At 68.0% G+C, this 21,923-nt stretch carries 16 protein-coding genes; 2 read left to right on the top strand and 14 right to left on the bottom strand.

What is annotated here, in order from left to right:
* Nucleotides 1-57: 57 nt before the first annotated feature.
* Both HQ603_RS13880 and HQ603_RS13875 read left to right on the top strand, forming a co-directional pair.
* Nucleotides 58-1,068 carry an endonuclease/exonuclease/phosphatase family protein gene (locus HQ603_RS13880; protein ID WP_308126532.1) on the top strand — a complete coding sequence of 337 codons (1,011 nt, stop codon included), beginning with the start codon at nt 58-60 and terminating at the stop codon, nt 1,066-1,068.
* Between the two features lie 95 nt (nt 1,069-1,163).
* A complete protein-coding gene (locus HQ603_RS13875; protein WP_222685097.1) occupies nt 1,164-1,472 on the top strand; it encodes a hypothetical protein in 309 nt (102 codons plus the stop codon).
* Between the two features lie 14 nt (nt 1,473-1,486).
* On the opposite strand, the gene HQ603_RS13870 is transcribed toward HQ603_RS13875, so the two are convergent.
* The 14 genes from HQ603_RS13870 to HQ603_RS13805 form a co-directional block, all read right to left on the bottom strand.
* On the bottom strand, nt 1,487-1,876 hold the full coding sequence (locus HQ603_RS13870) for a VOC family protein (protein ID WP_222685096.1): 390 nt from the start codon (nt 1,874-1,876) through the stop codon (nt 1,487-1,489).
* Nucleotides 1,877-2,015: 139 nt separating this feature from the next.
* Nucleotides 2,016-5,972, bottom strand: a complete 3,957-nt coding sequence (locus tag HQ603_RS13865; RefSeq protein WP_222685095.1) for a DNA-directed RNA polymerase subunit beta' — start codon at nt 5,970-5,972, stop codon at nt 2,016-2,018.
* 99 nt (nt 5,973-6,071) lie between these two features.
* The gene (gene rpoB / locus HQ603_RS13860) at nt 6,072-9,578 is read right to left on the bottom strand and encodes a DNA-directed RNA polymerase subunit beta (RefSeq protein WP_222685094.1); all 3,507 of its coding nucleotides are present in this window, start codon (nt 9,576-9,578) and stop codon (nt 6,072-6,074) included.
* Nucleotides 9,579-10,094: 516 nt separating this feature from the next.
* Entirely contained in the window at nt 10,095-10,871 is a 777-nt protein-coding gene (locus tag HQ603_RS13855; protein WP_222685093.1) for a hypothetical protein, read from the bottom strand.
* Nucleotides 10,872-10,890: 19 nt separating this feature from the next.
* Entirely contained in the window at nt 10,891-11,538 is a 648-nt protein-coding gene (locus tag HQ603_RS13850) for a hypothetical protein (protein WP_222685092.1), read from the bottom strand.
* 74 nt (nt 11,539-11,612) lie between these two features.
* Entirely contained in the window at nt 11,613-12,863 is a 1,251-nt protein-coding gene (locus tag HQ603_RS13845) for an MCE family protein (RefSeq protein ID WP_222685091.1), read from the bottom strand.
* Nucleotides 12,860-14,161, bottom strand: coding sequence for an MCE family protein (locus HQ603_RS13840; protein ID WP_371831056.1), 1,302 nt, complete (start codon nt 14,159-14,161; stop codon nt 12,860-12,862). Before HQ603_RS13840 ends, HQ603_RS13845 begins: the two co-directional genes overlap by 4 nt.
* The gene (locus HQ603_RS13835; RefSeq protein ID WP_222685090.1) at nt 14,158-15,432 is read right to left on the bottom strand and encodes an MCE family protein; all 1,275 of its coding nucleotides are present in this window, start codon (nt 15,430-15,432) and stop codon (nt 14,158-14,160) included. Before HQ603_RS13835 ends, HQ603_RS13840 begins: the two co-directional genes overlap by 4 nt.
* The gene (locus HQ603_RS13830; protein ID WP_222685089.1) at nt 15,429-16,451 is read right to left on the bottom strand and encodes an MCE family protein; all 1,023 of its coding nucleotides are present in this window, start codon (nt 16,449-16,451) and stop codon (nt 15,429-15,431) included. The genes HQ603_RS13835 and HQ603_RS13830 overlap by 4 nt, the downstream gene beginning before the upstream one ends.
* On the bottom strand, nt 16,451-17,515 hold the full coding sequence (locus tag HQ603_RS13825) for an MCE family protein (protein ID WP_222685088.1): 1,065 nt from the start codon (nt 17,513-17,515) through the stop codon (nt 16,451-16,453). Before HQ603_RS13825 ends, HQ603_RS13830 begins: the two co-directional genes overlap by 1 nt.
* Nucleotides 17,512-18,840 (bottom strand): MCE family protein, encoded by a 1,329-nt coding sequence (locus HQ603_RS13820; RefSeq protein ID WP_222685087.1) that lies wholly within the window; start codon nt 18,838-18,840, stop codon nt 17,512-17,514. Before HQ603_RS13820 ends, HQ603_RS13825 begins: the two co-directional genes overlap by 4 nt.
* The gene (locus HQ603_RS13815) at nt 18,837-19,697 is read right to left on the bottom strand and encodes an MlaE family ABC transporter permease (RefSeq protein ID WP_222685086.1); all 861 of its coding nucleotides are present in this window, start codon (nt 19,695-19,697) and stop codon (nt 18,837-18,839) included. The genes HQ603_RS13820 and HQ603_RS13815 overlap by 4 nt, the downstream gene beginning before the upstream one ends.
* Nucleotide 19,698: 1 nt before the next feature.
* On the bottom strand, nt 19,699-20,493 hold the full coding sequence (locus tag HQ603_RS13810) for an MlaE family ABC transporter permease (protein ID WP_068099509.1): 795 nt from the start codon (nt 20,491-20,493) through the stop codon (nt 19,699-19,701).
* Between the two features lie 8 nt (nt 20,494-20,501).
* Nucleotides 20,502-21,833 (bottom strand): ABC transporter ATP-binding protein, encoded by a 1,332-nt coding sequence (locus HQ603_RS13805; protein WP_308126531.1) that lies wholly within the window; start codon nt 21,831-21,833, stop codon nt 20,502-20,504.
* Between the last annotated feature and the right edge of the window lie 90 nt (nt 21,834-21,923).

Here is a 21,923-nt window from a genome sequence, read left to right as displayed (position 1 = left end):
CAGTTGGCGGTCCGACGACGATTCGTCGACGACGGTCGTCACGTAGCGTTCACCGTCGTGAGCCGTCTCCTGCGCGTGGCGACGTACAACGCCAGCCTGAACCGCCCCGCCGCCGGACAGCTGGCCACCGAGCTGGCCGAGGGGACGGACCCGCAGCTCCTCGCCGCGGCCGAGGTGATCCAGCGCGCCGCCCCCGACGTACTGCTGGTCAACGAGGTCGACCACGCCGACGGCACCGCCGAGGCACTCCGCGACGTCCTCGCCGTGGGCCGCGGCGGCGCCGAGGCCGTCGACTACCCGTACGTCTTCTCCGCGCCGGTCAACACCGGAGAGCCGTCCGGGCGGGACCTCGACGGGGACGGTCGGACGGACGGCCCCGGCGACGCCTGGGGATTCGGGGCGTTTCCCGGCCAGTACGGCATGGTCGTGCTCTCGCGCTTCCCGCTGGACACCGCCGCGGTGCGGACCTTCCAGCAGTTCCGGTGGGCCGACCAGCCGGACTCGCTCCTGCCCCGCGAGTACTACGGCGAGAACGCCGACGCGCTGCGCCTGTCGAGCAAGTCGCACTGGGACGTGCCCGTCACGGTCGGGAATCGCACCGTGCACCTGCTCGTCTCGCACCCCACGCCGCCGACGTTCGACGGCCCCGAGGATCGCAACGGACGCCGGAACCACGACGAGATCCGGTTCACCGCCGACTACCTCGCCGGGGCGACGTACCCGGTGGACGACGCCGGGGTCGCCGGCGGTCTGGCCGACGGCGCGTCGTTCGTCGTCCTGGGAGACCAGAACGCCGACCCGGAGAAGGGTGACTCCTACCCCGGCGCGATCGACCGGCTGCTCACCGCGCCGCGCGTCCGGGATTCCCGTCCCGCGTCCGCGGCCCACGGCACCGACACCGCCGACTTCGGCCCGCGGGTCGGCCGACTGCGCGTCGACTACGTCCTGCCCAGCGACGACCTCGAGGTGACCGACTCCGGCGTGTTCTGGCCGGCACCCGGCGAGCCCGGTGCCGACGCGATCGGTGCCGGCGATCACCGCCTGGTGTGGGTGGACCTGCGCGTCTGACGGCACACGAATCGGGTACCGCAACGTATATGACCGACCCCGACAGGACCGACCGCGACCGGACCGACCCCGGCAGGGAACGAACCGCCGACGACATGAGCACCCGCGACGTCGAGAAGCGGTGGCGCGATCCGGCCGCGCTGCGACACGCCGCCCTGTACGTCGTGACCGCCGTCGGCGTGGCCGCGATCGCGCTCGCGGTCTTCCTGGCGACGGGCGCCTCGAACGTCGTCGTCGCCGCGATCGTCCCCGGTGTCTGCCTGGTGGGCGCGATCGGCGCCCTGGTCGTCGGCTACCGCTCCTACCGGCACGGCGGAACCTGGCCGATCTGGCAGGGCGCGGCGTGGTTCCTCTTCGCGCTGATGCTGGTGAGCCTGTCCCTCCCAACGATGACGGTGCGGTAGCGGGTCGGGCCGGCTCAGGCCTGGACGACAGTGATCATGTTGCCGTCGGGATCGCGCAGCATGAACATCGGCGGCACGTTCGGGTCGTCGTCCTCGCCGATCGGGTCGAGCTCGACGCCGTCGATCGCCGACAGGCGAGCGTGCTCGGCGCGCACGTCGGCGGTCTCGACCCCGATGGCGGATCCGCCGGGACTGTCGAACATCGGCGGGTTCAGCGCCAGCCGCGCCGTCGACCCCACCGGGGCGACCTCGAGCCACCGGTACTCGCCGTCGGGCCCGAAACGGGTGTCACCGCGCACCTCGAACCCGAGGACACGGGTGTAGAAGTCGAGGGCCTTGTCCTGGTCCGCGACGGTGAACATGGCCACGCCGATGTTCGTGATGGTGCTCTTCTGCTCGGTCATGGTGGTACCGACCGCGCGGCGAAGGGAAACTCATCGCTCTCGAGATCGACCGGCGCCCCGAACGCGACTCGGCCCCGCACTCACGAGCGAGTGCGGGGCCGAGCCTGTGTCGGTTCGTGTCGAACCGTGCGCTACCGATTTACCGGAAGTCGCCCGAGAAGCCGTAGTCGTCGAGCGGCACGGCAGCACCGGTGTTCTGGCCGAAGCCGTCCGGGCTGTAGTACTGATCGTCGTACGACGGCACCGCGTACGCCGCGGCCCGTGCCTCCTCGGTGGGCTGAACCGTGATGTTCCGGTACCGGTTGATGCCGGTGCCGGCGGGGATCAGCTTGCCGATGATCACGTTCTCCTTGAGACCGATCAGCTTGTCCGAGCGGCAGTTGATCGCCGCGTCGGTCAGCACGCGAGTGGTCTCCTGGAACGACGCCGCGGACAGCCACGAGTCGGTCGCCAGCGATGCCTTGGTGATACCCATCAGCACCGGACGTCCGGCCGCGGGCTCGCCACCCTCGGACACGACGCGACGGTTGCTCGCCTCGAACTCGCTGCGCTCGGTCAGCGATCCGGGCAGGAACTCCGTGGAGCCCGAATCGATGATGGTCACGCGGCGGAGCATCTGGCGCACGATCGTCTCGATGTGCTTGTCGTGGATGGACACACCCTGGCTGCGGTACACCTCCTGGACCTCGTTCACGAGGTGGATCTGCACCTGACGCGGTCCCATGACACGCAGGACCTCGTGCGGATCGGCAGCACCTTCCATGAGCTGCTGGCCGACCTCGACGTGGTCGCCGTCCGCCAACAGGCGCTCCGTGCCGTCGTCGTGCTTGAAGACACGCAGACGCTGACGCTTGGAGAGCTTGTCGTAGACGACCTCTTCGCCGCCGTCGTCGGGAACGATGGTGATCTTGTAGAAGCGGTCACCGTCCTCGAGCTGGATGCGACCGGAGACGTCCGCGATCGGCGCCTTGCCCTTGGGCACACGAGCCTCGAAGAGCTCCTGCACACGGGGCAGACCACCGGTGATGTCGTCGCCGGCCACACCACCCTGGTGGAACGTACGCATGGTCAGCTGCGTGCCGGGCTCACCGATGGACTGGGCGGCGACGATGCCGACGGCCTCGCCGATGTCGACCAGCTTGCCGGTGGCCATCGAGCGGCCGTAGCAGGTGGCGCAGACGCCCGTGCCCGTGGTGCAGGTGAGCACCGAGCGCACCTTGACCGTGGTGATACCGGCCGCGAGCAGTGCGTCGATGGCCGGGTCGCCCAGGTCGTGGCCACGCTCGACGACGACGTTGCCGTCTGCGTCGACCGCGTCCGAGGCCAGGGTGCGCGCGTACGTCGAGGTCTCGACGTGCGCGTCCCGGATCATCGTGCCGTCGGCCAGCTTCTCCGCGATGGTCGTGGTGATGCCACGCTCGGTCCCGCAGTCCACCTCGCGCACGATGACGTCCTGCGACACGTCCACCAGACGACGGGTCAGGTAACCCGAGTCGGCGGTACGCAGCGCGGTGTCGGCCAGACCCTTACGGGCACCGTGCGTGTTGATGAAGTACTCGAGAACCGTCAGGCCCTCCTTGAAGGAGGACTTGATCGGACGCGGGATGAACTCGCCCTTCGGGTTGGTCACCAGACCCTTCATGCCGGCGAGCGACCGCACCTGAGTCATGTTTCCGGCCGCGCCGGACTTCACGATCATCGGGATGGGGTTGTCGTCGGGGAAGTGGGCCTCCATGGCCTTGCCGACCTGCTCGGTGGCTTCCTGCCAGATCTTGACCAGAGCCGAGTTGCGCTCGGTGTGGTCGAGCGCGCCACGCTGGTACTTGCGCTCGATCTGATCGGCCTGCGCCTCGAACGACTCCATGATCTCCGCCTTCTCCGGCGGCACGAGGACGTCGGAGATGGAGATGGTGACGCCCGACCGCGTGGCCCAGTAGAAGCCGGCGTCCTTGAGCTTGTCGACGGTCTGCGCGACCACGATCATCGGGTACCGCTCGGCGAGATCGTTGATGATCGTCGCCTGACGCTTCTTCGGCATCTGCTCGTTGACGAACGGGTAGTTCGCCGGCAGCAGCTCGTTGAAGAGCACGCGACCCAGCGTGGTCTCGGCGGTCCAGGCATCGCCCGGCGCCCAGCCCTCGGGGAACAGCTCGGCCTCGACGTCCCGCGCGGGACGCTGGTTGGTCAGCCGCACCTTGATAGGCGTCTGCACCGTGAGCACACCGCGATCGACGGCCATCTGCGCCTCGGCCGGGCTGGCGTACACGCCCTGCTCGGGGCCCTCACCGGTGGCCGGCTCGAGCCGACCCTTGGCGTCGGCGTCGAGACGGGTCAGGTGGAACAGACCCGTCACCATGTCCAGACGCGGCATGGCGAGGGGGCGACCCGACGCCGGCGACAGGATGTTGTTCGACGACAGCATCAGCACGCGGGCCTCGGCCTGCGCCTCCGCCGACAGCGGCAGGTGCACGGCCATCTGGTCACCGTCGAAGTCGGCGTTGAACGCCTCGCAGACGAGCGGGTGCAGCTGGATGGCCTTGCCCTCCACGAGCTGCGGCTCGAACGCCTGGATGCCGAGGCGGTGCAGCGTGGGTGCGCGGTTCAGCAGCACCGGGTGCTCGGCGATGACCTCTTCGAGGACGTCCCACACCTGGGCGCGCTGACGCTCGACCATGCGCTTGGCCGACTTGATGTTCTGCGCGTGGTTCAGATCGACCAGACGCTTCATCACGAACGGCTTGAACAGCTCGAGAGCCATGAGCTTCGGCAGACCGCACTGGTGCAGCTTGAGCTGCGGGCCGACGACGATGACCGAACGGCCCGAGTAGTCGACGCGCTTGCCCAGCAGGTTCTGACGGAAACGACCCTGCTTGCCCTTGAGCAGATCGGACAGCGACTTCAGCGGACGGTTGCCCGGTCCGGTGACCGGACGGCCGCGGCGGCCGTTGTCGAACAGGGCGTCGACCGACTCCTGCAGCATCCGCTTCTCGTTGTTGACGATGATCTCGGGCGCACCGAGGTCGATCAGTCGCTTGAGGCGGTTGTTGCGGTTGATGACGCGGCGGTACAGATCGTTCAGGTCCGAGGTGGCGAAGCGGCCACCGTCGAGCTGAACCATCGGACGCAGCTCCGGCGGGATCACCGGCACGGCGTCGAGCACCATGCCCATGGGCGAGTTGCCCGTGGACTGGAACGCCGCGACGACCTTGAGACGCTTGAGCGCACGGAGCTTCTTCTGCCCCTTGCCGCTACGGATGGTCTCGCGGAGCGACTCGGCCTCGGCCTCGATGTCGAAGGTCTCCATGAGCTTCTGGATGGACTCCGCGCCCATCGCACCCGTGAAGTACTCGCCGTAGCGGTCGATCAGCTCGCGGTAGATCAGCTCGTCGACGATGAGCTGCTTCGGTGCCAGCTTGGTGAAGGTGGACCAGATCTCCTCGAGACGATCCAGCTCGCGCTGCGCACGGTCACGGAGCTGACGCATCTCGCGCTCGCCGCCGTCCTTGACCTTGCGACGCACGTCCGACTTGGCACCCTCGGCCTCGAGCTCGGCGATGTCGGCCTCGAGCTTCTGCGCGCGGGCCTCGAGATCGGCGTCGCGCTGATCGGCGACGGCCTTCTTCTCGACCTCCATCTCGGCCTCGAGGGTCGAGAGCTCGTTGTGGCGCAGCTCGTCGTCCACCGAGGTGATGACGTAGGCGGCGAAGTAGATGATCTTCTCGAGATCCTTCGGCGCCAGGTCGAGCAGGTAGCCCAACCGCGACGGCACACCCTTGAAGTACCAGATGTGCGTGACCGGGGCGGCCAGCTCGATGTGGCCCATGCGCTCACGGCGCACCTTGGCTCGCGTCACCTCGACGCCGCAGCGCTCGCAGATGATGCCCTTGAAGCGGACACGCTTGTACTTGCCGCAGTAGCACTCCCAGTCGCGAGTCGGTCCGAAGATCTTCTCGCAGAACAGGCCGTCCTTCTCCGGCTTCAGCGTGCGGTAGTTGATGGTCTCCGGCTTCTTGACCTCGCCGTAGGACCAGTTACGGATGTCGTCCGCGGTCGCGAGACCGATGCGGAGTTCATCGAAGAAGTTGACGTCCAGCACGTCGTACTTCCTTTCCCCTTCTCAGGGATAGTTTCCTGCTGCTGCTCGTGGTCGGCGGCCCGGCCGGCGCGACGCGTGGTCGCGCCGGCCGGTCACCGATCACTGCGCGAGATCGTCGACGGTGGCGGACTCGTTGCGGGAGAGGTTGATTCCCAGGTTGGCCGCGGCGCGCTCGAGATCCTCGTCGTCGCCGTCGGCCATCGTGATGGCCGCGCCGTCCGAGGACAGCACCTCCACGTTGAGGCAGAGCGACTGGAGCTCCTTGAGGAGCACCTTGAAGGACTCGGGAATGCCGGGCTCGGGGATGTTCTCGCCCTTGACGATCGCCTCGTAGACCTTGACGCGTCCGACGACGTCGTCCGACTTGATGGTCAGGAGCTCCTGCAGCGTGTACGCCGCGCCGTAGGCCTGCATGGCCCAGCACTCCATCTCACCGAAGCGCTGTCCACCGAACTGCGCCTTACCACCGAGGGGCTGCTGCGTGATCATCGAGTACGGCCCGGTCGAGCGAGCGTGGATCTTGTCGTCGACCAGGTGGTGCAGCTTGATGATGTACATGTAGCCCACGGACACCGGGTACGGGAACGGCTCGCCGGAGCGGCCGTCGAACAGCGTCGCCTTGCCGTCGGCGCCGACCATCTGGTCGCCGTCGCGGTTGGGGATCGTGCTCGACAGCAGACCCGTCAGCTCGTCCTCCTTGGCGCCGTCGAACACCGGGGTGGCGATGTTGGTGTCGGCGTCCGCCGCCAGCATCTCCTCCGGCAGAGTCTCGGCCCAGTCGGGTCGAGTGCCGTCCGTCGCCACCTGAACGTTCCATCCGGTCTTGCCGATCCAGCCCAGGTGGGTCTCGAGGATCTGACCGATGTTCATACGACGCGGAACGCCGTGCGTGTTCAGGATGATGTCGATCGGCGTGCCGTCGGACAGGAACGGCATGTCCTCCTGCGGGAGGATCTTGCCGATGACGCCCTTGTTGCCGTGGCGGCCGGCGAGCTTGTCGCCGTCCTGGATCTTGCGCTTCTGCGCGACGTAGACGCGTACCAGCTCGTTGACGCCCGGAGGCAGATCGTCGTCGTCCTCGCGCGAGAACACGCGGATGCCGATGACCTTGCCGTTCTCGCCGTGCGGCACCTTCAGCGACGTGTCGCGCACCTCGCGCGCCTTCTCGCCGAAGATGGCGCGCAGCAGGCGCTCCTCCGGGGTGAGCTCGGTCTCGCCCTTCGGCGTGACCTTGCCGACCAGCACGTCACCGTCACGAACCTCCGCACCGATGCGGATGATGCCGCGCTCGTCGAGGTCCGCGAGCACCTCGTCCGAGACGTTGGGGATGTCGCGCGTGATCTCCTCGGCACCGAGCTTGGTGTCGCGGGCGTCGATCTCGTGCTCCTCGATGTGGATCGAGGTCAGGACGTCCTCTTCCACGAGGCGCTGCGACAGGATGATCGCGTCCTCGTAGTTGTGGCCCTCCCACGGCATGACGGCGACGAGCAGGTTCTTGCCCAGCGCCATCTCACCGTTCTCGGTGCACGGACCGTCGGCCAGCACCTGGCCGGACTCCACGCGCTGACCCTCGTCCACGATCGGACGCTGGTTGGCGCACGTGCCCTGGTTGGAGCGGGCGAACTTGCGCATCCGGTACGTGGTGCGCGAGCCGTCGTCGGCCATGACGGTGACGTAGTCGGCCGAGACCTCCTCGACCACACCGGTCTTGTCGCTGACGATGACGTCACCGGCGTCGACGGCGGCACGCAGCTCCATGCCGGTACCGACGATCGGGGACTCGCTGCGCACCAGCGGCACGGCCTGACGCTGCATGTTCGCACCCATCAGGGCGCGGTTGGCGTCGTCGTGCTCGAGGAACGGGATCATCGCCGTCGCGACCGACACCATCTGGCGCGGCGAGACGTCCATGTAGTCCACGTCCATCGACGAGACGAACTCGACCTCGCCGCCCTTGCGGCGGACCAGGATGCGCTCGTCGACGAAGCGGCCCGACGTGTCGATGGTCGAGTTGGCCTGCGCCACGACGTGGCGGTCCTCCTCGTCCGCGGTCAGGTAGTGGACCTCGTCCGTGACCTGGCCGTCGACGACCTTGCGGTACGGGGTCTCGATGAAGCCGAACGGGTTGACCCGCGCGTACACCGAGAGCGAACCGATCAGACCGATGTTCGGACCCTCGGGGGTCTCGATCGGGCACATGCGGCCGTAGTGCGACGGGTGCACGTCGCGCACCTCGAGGCCGGCACGCTCACGGGACAGACCACCGGGGCCCAGCGCCGACAGACGACGCTTGTGGGTCAGACCCGACAGCGGGTTGTTCTGGTCCATGAACTGCGACAGCTGGGACGTTCCGAAGAACTCCTTGATCGCGGCGACGACCGGGCGGATGTTGATCAGGGTCTGCGGCGTGATCGCCTCGACGTCCTGGGTGGTCATCCGCTCACGGACCACGCGCTCCATGCGGGACAGGCCCACGCGGATCTGGTTCTGGATCAGCTCACCGACCGTACGCAGACGACGGTTGCCGAAGTGGTCGATGTCGTCGACCTCGACCGGCACCTCGACGCCGCCCGGAGCCGTCATCGACTTCTCCCCCGCGTGCAGACGCACGAGGTACTCGATGGTGGCGACGATGTCCTCTTCGGTCAGCGTCGACGCCTCGATGGGCAGGCCCGAGTTCAGACCCAGCTTCTTGTTGATCTTGTAGCGACCCACGCGAGCGAGGTCGTAGCGCTTCTCCTTGAAGAACAGGTTCTCCAGCAGGGTCTGCGCGCTCTCCTTGGTGGGGGGCTCGCCCGGACGCAGCTTGCGGTAGATGTCGAGCAGCGCCTCGTCGGTGCCGGCCGTGTTGTCCTTCTCCAGCGTGGCCATGAGGATCTCCGAGAAGCCGAAGCGCTCGGTGATCTGCTCGGTGGTCCAGCCGAGAGCCTTCAGCAGCACGGTGACCGGCTGACGACGCTTGCGGTCGATGCGCACGCCGACGGTGTCGCGCTTGTCGACGTCGAACTCGAGCCACGCGCCGCGGCCCGGGATGACCTTGACGCTGTGCAGGTCCTTCTCGGTGGTCTTGTCGACCGTGTGGTCGAAGTAGACGCCGGGGGACCGCACGAGCTGCGAGACGACGACGCGCTCGGTGCCGTTGATGATGAACGTGCCCTTGTCGGTCATCATCGGGAAGTCACCCATGAAGACCGTCTGGCTCTTGATCTCACCGGTGTTGTTGTTGATGAACTCCGCGGTGACGAACAACGGCGCCGCGTAGGTCATGTCCTTGTCCTTGCACTCCTCGATGGAGGCCTTGACCTCGTCGAAGCGCGGGTCGGAGAAGGAGAGGGACATCGAACCCGAGAAGTCCTCGATGGGCGAGAGCTCCGTCAGGATGTCCTCGAGGCCGCCGCTGACCGAGCTGTCGCCGCGTGCCTCGGCACGGGCACGCCACTCGGGGGTACCGACGAGCCATTCGAACGAATCGGTCTGAAGATCGAGCAACCCCGGGACTTCGAGGGGTTCACGAATCTTCGCGAACGACACCCTCTTCGGGGCTCCGGGGGTTCCGGCGTTTTCCTTGGACTGGGTGGAGACTGCCAAGATGCGTCCTTCCAGCACCTCACGCGGGCCGCTTGCTGCACTGCGCGACCGTCGCTGTATCTGCTTTTCGAGTGGGAACTCCGCTGGTCACGACCCGTACGAAGCCCTCGCTCGGCAGCGATCGACACACGTGTCCATCGAGGCGGAGTCTGGAGAATGACAGGAGGCACCCAGCGCAACGTCCAAAAGTACCCCAGAAACGCGGACATGGCAACACGCGTGGGTCTCGGACGCCGGACGGCGCACTGCACCGACGGCAGTACGGCGTGGTCGAACACGCCGGAGACAGGCTCCGCCGAGACCCGCTGTCGACGCCCGGTGCCTCCATTTGCTCCGGCGTCGCCCAGAAATCTCGGCGATCGAACTCACCACCCGACCCGTGATCGAGACCGATCGGGTGGCGTCTCCGACGAAATGTACCCCGGCGACGACCCGCTCGAAACCGGGTTCGTGGACGAATCCGGTAATCAGAGTGGACTCCCGGACGCCCCGCGTCAAGAGCGCGCGCGGCGTTTCGGGTCGGGGATCGGTCGGCTAGCGGTTGTCGATGGTCGCCAGCAACCACCGACCGTCCACCCGCTCCATCGTGAACGCCACGGGGGTCTGCACGGTCCCCTGGTCCACCGTGTCCTGCTGGGCCGCGATGTCCATGCTCGCCACCAGCTCGGCCCGGTCCCCGTCGAGCAGCGAGACGCCGATGTCCGTGACCGTGGCCGTCGTGACGGTCTGCGTCTGCAGCACGCCCTGCTTGGTCTGCTCCGCCGTCGAGTCGTACTCGGCGCGGCGCTCGTCGTTCAGGACGGCGCGCGCCGCCTCCTGGTCCTGGTCGATGGTGTCGAAGCCGTAGCTGAACACCGTCTGCAGCGCGTCCCGGCCGGCGGAGGTCACCTCGAGGGTGGCGCCGGTGTCCACCCAGGCGCTGTTGGTGACCGCCGGCGCGCCGGGCCGGATCAGACCCAGCACCGCGATCACCGCGAACACCACGGCGAGGGCGCCCAGGATCGAGACCAGCGGCGAGAGCGGGCGTCGTTCGGAGGGCTCGGAGGACGCAGAGGCGTCGGTGTCGGTGTCGGTGTCGGTGTCGGCGCGAGTCTCGGTGGCGGGCTTCGACAGATCGACCGCGCCGGGGGTGGCGTCGGTGGTGGTACCGGTCTCGTCGGTGGTCTCGAGGGACTCGGTGGCGTCGCTGTTCTCGGTGGTGTCGGCGGGATTCACGGGGCCGGCGGGCCGGCCGGCGACCTTCTTGCGACGGACGGCTCCGGCCGGGGGACGCGTGGCGCCCACGGGAGGGCGACGACGTGCGGGGGGCATGGATTCTCCTAGCGCGGGATCACTGGCCGCCGGACGGCGCGGCGGGGGCCGCCGGGTCGGCAGGTGCAGCGGGGTCGGCAGGTGCAGCCGGATCGGCGGGTGCGGCGGGGTCGGTCGGCGCGGACTGCGGCAGCTGCAACGGGATGCGCTTGCCGATCGGCTGGATGCGCGTGGCCTTCCAGGTGCCGTCGTCGTCGGCCAACTCGAGCCGCAGGGTGCTCTGATACCGCTCGGTACCGCTGGGCTTGGTGGTGTCGGTCGTCAGCACGATGAGCGACTGCGCCGTGCCCTCGTCGGCCGAGAAACCGACGAGCGTCGCGTGCTGGACCGACGCCGTCGTCACGACGTTCGTGTCGGCGAACTGCTGGCGGAACTGCTCGCGCGTGTCGTTGAGGCCGTTGGTGAGCTCGTCGCCGGTGATCGACGACTCGATGTCGGCGAACGTCTTGTCGAGATCGTTGGCGTCGACCGAGTTGAGATTGATCGCGGCCTGACGAGCGCCGGCGAGCGCGTCGTCCCGCGTGCTCGCGGACGAGGACTCGCGGTACGCGAGGAACCAGAACACGGCCGAGACGACGGCGAGAACGGCCGCGACCACACAGACGGCGGCCACGACCACGACGAGCCGGGACCGTCGCGTGCGCGGGGTGGAGGTGGTTGGCGTCACAGCGCCACCCTACTAGGCGGTAACCACCGGTCCCCCGAGGGACCGGTGGCCACCACCGTCGACGACGACACCCGTCAGGGACGAACCGTCACACCCAGCAGCGCCGCCAGCTGCGTCGCGATGGGGTTCAGGTCGATGGGGTCCGGCGCCACCTTCGGCTTGCCGTCCCACGGCTGCGGGATGTTCGGATCGGCGAACCGGACGCTGTTGGCCCCGCGCACGCCCGTGAGCGAGCCCTGCGGCACCGTGCAGTTGGCGTCCAGGTTGATCGGGAAGTCCTGCTGCGTCGGATCGAAGTCGGGGTTGCGGGCGTACTCGGCGTCGATGATGGCCTGCGTGCCCTCGTACCCCTGCGTGCACGACGGCGGGTTGTTCACCTCGAGCGCGATGCCGAAGTGGATGGTGCCGTCACCCGGGCTCACCGAGTTCGCACCCTGCGCCAGGGCGGGCAGGAACTGCAGCAGCGGCCGCAGAGCGAACGTCCGCGGGCTGAGCGCCTCGCTGACCCCGGCCAGGTTGGTGAGGTTGGTCGTGAGCCCCGGACCGGCCCGATCGACCAGCGCGCTGGTCTCGTCGGCGAACGGAATGCCGTTGTCGATGAGCCGTCGGATGTCCGGATCGTTGGAGCGCAGCTGCGCCGTGACCAACGCGAGGTCGGAGCTGAACTGCTGGATCGCCGACGACTGCTCGCTCTGCGTGTCCAGCACCACCCGGCTGTCCCGGATCAGCGTCAACGTCTGCGGCAGGTTGGACAGTCCGTCCTGCGAGAACGTGTCGAGCGAATCGACGAGACCGGCCAGGGCCGTCCCCGTGCCCTCGAACCCGGCACCGAGCTCGGTGACCAGCGTCCGCAGATCGTCCTTGGGGACCGACGACGCGAGCGTGTCGACGTTGCGCAGCAGGTCCTCGACCGGCGTCGGCGTCGAGGTGTCGGCCTGCGCGATGGTCGACCCGTCCTCGAGGTAGGGACCCTGATCGGTCCGCGGCTGCAGGTCGACGTACTGCTCACCGATCGCGGAGCGGTTGGCCACCACGGCCACGGTGTCGGACGGAATGTCCGGGCCGCCCTTCTCCAGGTTCAGCGTGACGTCGACACCGTCCTCGGTGAGCGACAGGGCGCCGACCCGGCCGACCGGAATGCCGCGGTACGTGACCTCGGCGTTCTGGAAGATGCCGCCGGAGTCCGCGAACTGCCCGGTCACCTGGTACTGCCCGAATCCGAGCAGCTGATCGATGCGGACGTACTTCGCGCCGACGTAGACGATGCCGAGCAGCGCGATCACCACGAACGCGATCAGCTGACCGCTGACCAACTTCGATCTCACTGTCCACCTCCCGGCTGCGCGCCGGGGGCAGCGCCGATACCGAATTGTTCGAGGATGCCGTCGAGCGGATTCGCCGCCGGCGGCGCGGCGGCCGGAACACCCGGCGCCGGAGTCGGCGACGGAATCACCGGGGGCAGCGGCAGCAGCGACACCGTCGGCCATCCCGGCCGCGGACCGTTGCCGTTGTAGTACGGGTTGGACGGATCCACCCGCGGCTTGGGGTCACCGTTGCGCGGCGGGCTGTAGACCGGATTGCCCTCGCCCACACCGAACGTGCTCAGCTGGTTGCCGATCTGCAGATCGGCACTGATGAACAGGTTCACCGAGTTGCCCTGGGCGATCTTCTCGACGCCGTCCGGGAACGGGAACGTCGGCACGAAGGCGAGGTCGGTGACCAACTCGTCGCCGTACGTCGCCAACTCCTGCAGCGTCGGCCGCAGAGCCCGCAGGTCGGCGATGAGATCGTCCTTGCTGCGCTCGATGACGTCGGTACCCACCTCGCCGAGACGGTCCAGCTGGGTGAGCAACTGCGTGAGCTGCGGACGCTGCTGCTCGAGGACCTCGGTCGCGACGGGCAGATCGGCGAGGATGCGATCGATCTTCTCGGTCTGCTGGTTCAGCGTGCCCGTGAGCACGTCGAGCCCGTCGAGGGCGCGCGTGATGTCGCCCTTCTGCTCCTCGAGTCCGCCGATCAGGGTGTTCGCCTGCTCGATGAGCGACCGCAGGCGATCCTCGCGGCCGGACGTCGCGGTGTTCAGTTCCTTGACGATCGGCGCGAGCTGCGCGACGCCGCCCCCGTTGAGCAGCATCGACAGCGCCCCGAACACCTGCTCGATGTCGGTGGCGTGGCGGGTGCGCTCGACCGGGATGGTGTCGCCGCCGATGAGGCGCGCCTCGTCGGCGTCCTCCTCGGGCACCGACAGCTGCACGAACTTCTCGCCGAGGAGGTTGGTCTGCTGGATCGACGCGGTCGCGTTGGCCGGCAGGTCGACGGAGTTGTTGACCTCCACCTGGACGTTCGCGATCCACGAGTCCCCGGGGACCGAGATGTCGGTGACGCGGCCGACCTCGACGCCGTCGACCTTGACCGTCGACTGCGGCACCAGGTCGAGCACGTCGTCGAACTGCAGGGTGAGCCGGAGCGGCTCGGACCCCACGTCGGCGCCGCCGGGCAGCGGGATGCCGTAGACGCCCTCGGACCCGCAGGCCCCCACGGTCAGGGCCACCACACAGGCACCCGACGCGACGACGACACCGCGCGCGCGGCGAGTCGAGTTACGCGTGACGCGCACGGTCACTCCCCTTCCTGCGGGATGGACAGTCCGGGCAGGTTCAGATCGAGGCGCGGCGACGGGTTGCCCGGCACCGTGCCCGGCTCGACGTTCCGCTGGATGTTGTCGGCGGAGAGCAGACCGAACGGCAGCACCAGCGTCGGGGTCTTCACCCCGGCGACGGCCTGGTCGACGATGGCCCCGCAGTTGTCGACGATCGGCTGCATCTGCCGGCCGAGCGCCTCGAACTGCGGATCGCCCGGACGCAGCTTCTGCAGATCGATCAGGCTGCACACGAACGTCTTCGGGTCCTGGAGCTCGTTGAAGATCAGGCGCGCGTCCAGCGACCCGTTCTCCGCGTTGTAGGAGTTGGCGACGTTGGCGACGGCCAGCGGGAGCAAGGTCAGCGTGTCGGCCAGCTTGTCCCGATTGTCCGCCAGCAATTGCGTGGTGGGCGCGAGGGCGTCGAGGTCCGCGCCCAGCTGATCGCGGTTGTCGCGGACGAAGCCCGCCACGTCGCCGAGCGTCACCGACAGTTGCTGCAGCGCCTGCGACAGGTTCTCCCGCTCGCCCGCCAGGAAGCCGGTCAGGGAGGACAGCTGTTCGTTGAACGCCCGCACCTGCTGATCGTTGGCCGCCAGCGCGCTGACGAAGGTCTGCAGGTTCTGGACCGTGCCGAACAGGTCGCCGCGGTAGGAATCGAGCGTGTCGACGGCGCCGGACAGCTGGGTCAGCGTGTCGTTCAGGGCCTCGCCGTTGCCCTCGAGGTTGCGCGCACCCGTCGTCACCAGATCGGAGACGGCGCCGTTGCGGTTGGCGCCGTTGGGACCGAGAGCCTCGGAGAGCTGGTCGATGCTCGTGTACAGCTCGTCGACCTCGACCGGGGTGGCCGTGCGCTCGCGGGGAATGACCGCGCCCGACTCCATCTTCTCGCCGCCCGTGTACGCCGGCGCGAGCTGGACGTACCGATCCGCGACCACCGACGGCGCGATCTGCACCGCACGCGCGGTCGCCGGGATGTCGACGCCGCGGTCGACCCGCAGGTCGACCTGCACCTGGTCGCCGAGTCCCTCGACCTTGGTCACCTCGCCGACCTTCACGCCGAGCACCCGCACCTCGGTGCCCTCGTAGACGCCGACGGACTTGTCGAAGTACGTGGTGATCGTCGTCGTCCCGAGCCGGGTGAACGCCCACCACAGCGCGAACACGACCACCACGACGACGGCCACGACGGCCGCGATCAGCCCGAGGCTGCGCTTGGTGAACCTCGAACTCTGCGTACCCTGCTCGGCGGTCACTGGCCTGCTCCCGGACTGCGAACGGGATCCACACCCAGCGTGCGGATCGGTTCCCGGTAGCCCGGAATGTCGGGAAGACCCGGCGGGAACGTGTTGACGATGACCTGGTCGAACCACCGGCCGTTGCCGACGATGTTGGTGTAGAGCCGCACGAACGGCTCGTACAACTCGATGGCGCGGGCGATGTTCTCGTTGTTGCTGCGGAGCGTCTCGATCACCTGACCGAGCGACGCGAGCGCGGGCCCGATCTGTGCCTCGTTGTCCCGCACCAGCCCGGTGAGCTCGCGCGAGACGCGCTGGGTTCCGATCAGCAGCTGCGAGATCGACTGCTGCCGGTTGTTGAGCTCCTGCACCAGAACCGACGCGTCACCGATCAACCGGGTGAATTCCTGGTTGCGGTCGGCGAGGACCTTGGTCGTGGTGTTGGTCGCCGCGAACAGCTTCGAGAGCTGGTCGTCGCGGGAGGCGATGGTCTCCGACAGCCGGGTCACGCCGTCGAGGGAGGCGCGGATGTTCTCCGGGGTCTCGGAGAACGCCTGCGAGAGCGTTTCCATGCTCGTCGCCAACTGCGTGGTGTCGATGTCCCCGGTGGTCCGGGCGGCGTCGGAGAACGCGTCGATGACGTCGTACGGCGCCGTGGTGCGCTCGATCGGAATGACGTCGCGCGGGTTCAGCCGCTCGTCGCCCTTCGGCTCGAGCGAGAGGTACTTCTGCCCCAGCACCGTCTTGATCTGAATGGACGCCGACGTCCGGTCGCCCACCCACGCGTCGTCGACGGTGAACTCGACGGCGACCTTGTCGCCCTCGAGGGAGACGTCGGTGACCTTGCCGACCTTCACGCCGGCGATGCGCACCTCGTTGCTCGCGCGCAGCCCGGCGGCCTCGGAGAAGTTGGCCGTGTACTTGGTGCTCGCCCCGATGATGGGCAGCGAGTCCAGGAAGAACGCACTCATCGTGGCCATCAGGATGAGGAAGATGCCGAGGGCACCCGCGACGGCCGGCTTGCGACGGGACTCCATCAGGAAATACCTCCTGCCGCACAGCGTTTCGCGGAGTTCGTGTAGAGCGGCTGGTTGATGGTCGGCAGACCGGTGGGGAGGTTCAGCTGGGGCGCGTACCCCGGCCCGGCGACGATGTCGATGCCGCACAGGTAGAACTGGAACCACGAGCCGAAGCTCGCCACGCGAATGAGCTTCTCGAGCTTCACCGGGAAGTTCTTCAGGATCGCGTCGAAGTCGGCCTGGCGGTTGTTGATCTTGGTCGACAACTGGTCGATCGAGGCGATGGAGGACTGGATCGACGGCCGCGTCGGCTCGAGGAGATCCGCTGTGGCGTCGGTCAATCCGGCCAGCGAGGTGACCGCCGACCCCACCGTGTCGCGGTCCGCGGCCAGCCCTGACACCAGCTGCTGGGTATTGACGATCAGCTGGTCGAGGTCCTTGTCGTGGCGGTTGACCGTGTCGAGCACCCCGTTGAGGTTGTCGATCACGGCGCCGATCACGCGGTCCTTGTCCGCGACCGTGTTGGTCAGGGATGCGGTGTCGCGCACCAGGTCTCCGATGGTGCCGGACTCGCCCTGGAACACCTGGATGATCTGGTAGCTGAGCTTGTTGACGTCGTCGGCCGTGAGCGTCTGGAAGAGCGGACGGAAGCCGTTGAACAGCGTGGTGAGGTTGACGGCGGGGCGCGTGCGCTCGATCGGGATCGTCGCGCCGCTCGTGATCTTCTCGCCCTGGTTGCCGGATCCCTCCTCGAGCGCGATGTAGCGCTGGCCGATGAGGTTGCGGTACCGGATGGTCGCGGTACTGCTCGCGGGCAACCAGTCCCGCTGGGTGAGCGCGAAATCGACGCGGGCGCGGTCACGCTCGTAGATCTCGATCTTCTCCACCGTGCCCACCCGGACGCCGGCGATGCGCACCTCGTCGCCCTCGTTCAGCGAGGCCACGTCGGAGAAGATCGCCGAGAACTTGGTGTTGCCGGATCCCGCGCCGTTGGCGATGGTCAGCGCCAACGCGGCCGTCGCCAGGATGGTGACCACCGCGAAGACGATCAGCTTGACCAGCGGTGCAGCCAATCCCCTCATCGCACACTCACTTCCGTGCCGCGGAGCGCCGGAGCGCCCACCAGAGTGGTCCAGGCCGGCACCTGCTCCGGCGCCAGTCCGGACCCGGAGCCGTACACGACGGCCAACGTGTCACGCTCGACGTCCGATCCGGCGTACGAGGCCGGCACCGGCGAGTCCAACGGGTTGGGCAGCGGCGGGTCGATCGCCGGGCCCGGGTTACGGGACGGCACCTGGTACGACCCGTCGTTGACGCCACTGCCGGGGTACTGCGGGAAGAACTTGCCCGGCGTGGTGACGTTGTCGAAGCAGGACGGCCCACGATCGTCGAACAGGCGCGGCTCGTCCTGGTTGGGGAGGTACCGGCCCTTGGGGTTGACGAAGTTGATCGACGCGCGGACACCCGGGTAGGGGGCGTCGACGGACAGGATCTTCTTGGCCTCGTCGGCGACGCGCACGAACTCGGTGAAGGTGCACCCGAACGACGGCGAGAACTCGGCGAGCAGCTCGAGCGCCTCGCGCGAATCGGCCGCCACCGTGACGATGGACTCCGCGTTGGTCTGCACCAGGTCGGCCAACGATCCCGACGACGCCGTGGCGGACACCAGCAGCGTCTCGACGTCGCTCTGCCGTTCCACCACGGTGTTGCCCGTGACGCGCAGGTCGTCCAGCGCGTCGACCAGATCGGGCGCCGCGGTGGAGTACGTCTGCGACAGGTCCGCGATACCGCGCAGATCCGCCTGGATGTTCGGCAGCTCGGTGTTGAGCCCGGAGAAGATCTCCTCGAGCCGGTCGATGGTCAGGCCGAGCTTCTCGCCCTTCCCGTCGAGCGCCTGCGACAGCGCACCGAGGGTGTTCGCCAGATCCTGCGGCGGGATCGCGTCGAGCAGCGGCAGGAGGGAGTCGAGCAGTTGCCCGACCTCGATGGCGTTGCCGCTGGTGTCCTGCTGAATGGTGCCGCCCGCCGCGATGGGGGTGGCGTTCGCGCCGCCCTCCGGAATCTGCAGCGCCACGTACCGCTCGCCGAACAGGGTCTTCGGGAGCAGGCGGGCCGTCGTGTTCGACGGGATCATGTCGACCTTGTCCGGGTCGAGTGCGAGCTGCGAGACCACCCGGCCGTCCTCGGTCGTGGCCGAGCGCACCTCTCCGACGATCATGCCGCGTGCCTTGACGTCGGCATTGGCGGGCAGGGAGTTGCCCACGGTGTCGGTGACCAGGTCGACCATGACGACCGACTTGAAGGTCTTCGAGTAACTCGCGATGGACCAGGCGACGAACAGCACGACGACGAGCAGGAACCCGACGCCGAGCAGCCTGCGCTTGGTCGCGGACGGAGCGTGATTCATCCGGCCACCCTCACCGTGGTCGTGGTGCCCCAGATGGCGAGGCTCAGGAAGAAGTTGAGAACCGCGACGGTCACGATCGCGGCGCGGACGGCGCGACCCACGGCCACGCCCACACCGGCGGGTCCGCCCGAGGCGGTGTAGCCGTAGTAGCAGTGGATCATGATCAGCACGAAGGCGAAGACCAGCACCTTGGCGAAGGAGTAGAGCACGTCCTCCGGCGGCAGGAACAGCGAGAAGTAGTGGTCGTACGAGCCCGGCGACTGCCCGTTGAAGATGGTCGAGACCAGCCGGGACGCCAGGTACGCCGAGAGCAGACCGACGATGTAGAGCGGGATGACGGCGATGAAGCCGGCGATCATGCGCGTCGAGACCAGGAACGGCACCGACGGAACGGCCATGACCTCGAGCGCGTCGATCTCCTCGGAGATGCGCATCGCGCCGAGCTGCGCGGTGAAGCCGCAGCCGACCGTCGCGGACAACGCCAGGGACGCGACGATCGGTGCGATCTCACGGGTGTTGACGTAGGCGCTGAGGAATCCGGTGAGCACCTGGGATCCGAGCTGCTCGAGCGCCGCGAAGCCCTGGAGACCGACCACGACGCCGGTGAAGCCGCTCATCATGAGGATGACGCCGATGGTGCCGCCGATGACCGCGAGCGCGCCGGTGCCGAAGGTGACCTCGGCCAGCAGCCGCAGTGTCTCCTTCTTGTAGTGCACGACGGTGCGCGGGATCCACCCGATGGCCCGGCCGTAGAACGACATCTGCTCGCCGGCGCGGTCGAGCATCCCCAGTGGGGCGCCCGCTGCGCTGCGCAGCTTGAGGAGAGTGCGGTCGCCGCGACCGCGCGCGATGGTCATCTCAGGCTCCCTTGGCCGGAACGACCTGGAGGTAGACCAGGGTCATGATGAGGTTCGCGAAGAACAGGATCAGGAAGGTGATGACGACGGTCTGGTTGACCGCCTCGCCGACGCCCTTGGGTCCGGGGTTGGGATGGAGCCCCTTGTAGGACGCGATCACCCCGGCGATCAGTCCGAACACCACGGCCTTGAGCTCGCCGACCCACAGGTCGGGCAGCTGGGCCAGCGTGCCGAACGACGCCAGGTACGCACCCGGGGTGCCGTCCTGCAGGATCACGTTGAAGAAGTAGCCGCCGGCGATGCCGATGACGGAGACCAGGCCGTTGAGCAGCAACGCGACCAGGATCATCGCCAGCACGCGGGGCACCACCAGGCGCTGCACCGGGTCGATGCCCAGCACGCGCATGGCGTCGATCTCCTCGCGGATGGTGCGCGACCCGAGGTCCGCGGTCACCGCGGACCCCGCCGCTCCCGCGATCAGCAGCGCGACCACGATGGGACTGCCCTGCTGGACCACCGCCAGCACGCTGGCGGCACCGGTGAAGGACTCCGCGCCGAGCTGCTTGATCAGCGACCCCGTCTGCAGCGACACCACGGCGCCGAACGGAATGGCCACCAACGCCGTCGGCAGAATGGTCACGCTCGCGATGAACCAGGCCTGCTCGATGAACTCACGGAACTGGAACGGCCGCCTGAAGGTGTTCCTGGCCACGTCGACGAGTAGCTCGACGATGTTTCCGGCCTGGGTCAGCGCGGCAGTGCCCGATCGTGCGATCGGGTTGGAGGTCTTCGCCATGTGTCGTCTCAGCCTCGGGGACGGTCGGTCGGGGAATCGTACCGATCACGCGGCTCGGGCTCGTTCCAGCCCTGGTAGCCACCCTGATCGGCTCGGCGCTCGCCCCCGTCGACGCCCTGCCTGAACTCGTTCTGCTCGGTCGGACGGTCGTCGGACGACCATCCGCCCTGCTGCTGTCCCTGGTCGTAGCCGGCCTGCTGGTACCCGTCCTGCTGGTAGCCGCCCTGCTGGTAACCCTGGTCGTAGCCGCCCTGCTGGTAACCCTGGTCGTAGCCGCCCTGCTGGTAGCCCTGGTCGTCGTTGCCGTAGCCGCTGCGCTCGGTCGCCCCGGCGTACGCCGGGCTGCGGCCGTCCTCCGCCTCGGCCTCGTCGAAGCTCTGCTGGATGGCCTGCTGGGCGCTCTCGGGCAGCGTGTGCATGATGCTGCGCACCCGCTCGCGCCGGCGGTCGACGGCCTGCCGACGCGGCATACCGGGCGTCGGATCCATCTGCGGCATGATGCCCTCGACGTCCTCGACGCCGCCGAGGTTGTGGCCGGCGTCGGACAGCGCCTGCTCCTGGCGCATCTGCGCCTCGTCCTTCTCCTCGCTCATGCCGATGGGGCCGATCATCGTGCCGTTGAGGAACTGCTTGACGGCCGGCTCGTCGGAGGTGAGGAGCACCTCGCGTGGTCCGAACATGACGAGGTTCTTGCGGAAGAGCATGCCGATGTTGTCCGGCACCGTGCGCGCGAGGTTGATGTTGTGCGTGACGATCAGCATCGTGGCGTCGATCTGCGCGTTGATGTTGAGCAGCAACTGGCTGATGTAGGTGGTGCGGACGGGATCGAGGCCGGAGTCCGGCTCGTCGACCAGGATGATCTCGGGGTCGAGGACCAGCGCGCGCGCCAGCCCCGCGCGCTTGCGCATACCGCCGGAGATCTCGCCGGGGAGCTTGTTCTCGGCGCCGGTCAGACCGACCAGCTCGAGCTTCTCCATGACGATCTTGCGGATCTCGTCTTCCTTCTTCTTCGTGTGCTCACGAAGCGGGAAGGCCGTGTTGTCGTACAGGTTCATGGAGCCGAAGAGCGCGCCGTCCTGGAAGAGGACGCCGAACAGCTTGCGGATCTCGTAGAGCTCCTTCGAGGAGCACTCCATGATGTCCGTGCCGTCGACGACGATCCGGCCCTCCTCGGGGCGCAGCAGTCCGATCAGGGACTTGAGGAAGACGGACTTGCCCGTGCCCGACGGGCCGAGCAACGCGCTCACCTCACCGGTCGGCAGAGTCAGCGTGACGTCCTGCCAGATCTTCTGAACACCGAACGACTTGGTCAGTCCCTCGACCGAAACCTCGACACCCACTGTTGGACCCTCCCACTGCTTCTCGCACACGACGCAGGTGCGCCGACCGACTGCTCAACCGACATCTGTGTGTGTGCGTCGCGTCACTCT

Source organism: Rhodococcoides corynebacterioides, assembly GCF_019834675.1.
GTDB lineage: Bacteria > Actinomycetota > Actinomycetes > Mycobacteriales > Mycobacteriaceae > Rhodococcoides > Rhodococcoides corynebacterioides_A.
This window is presented reverse-complemented; position numbering and strand designations above follow the sequence as displayed.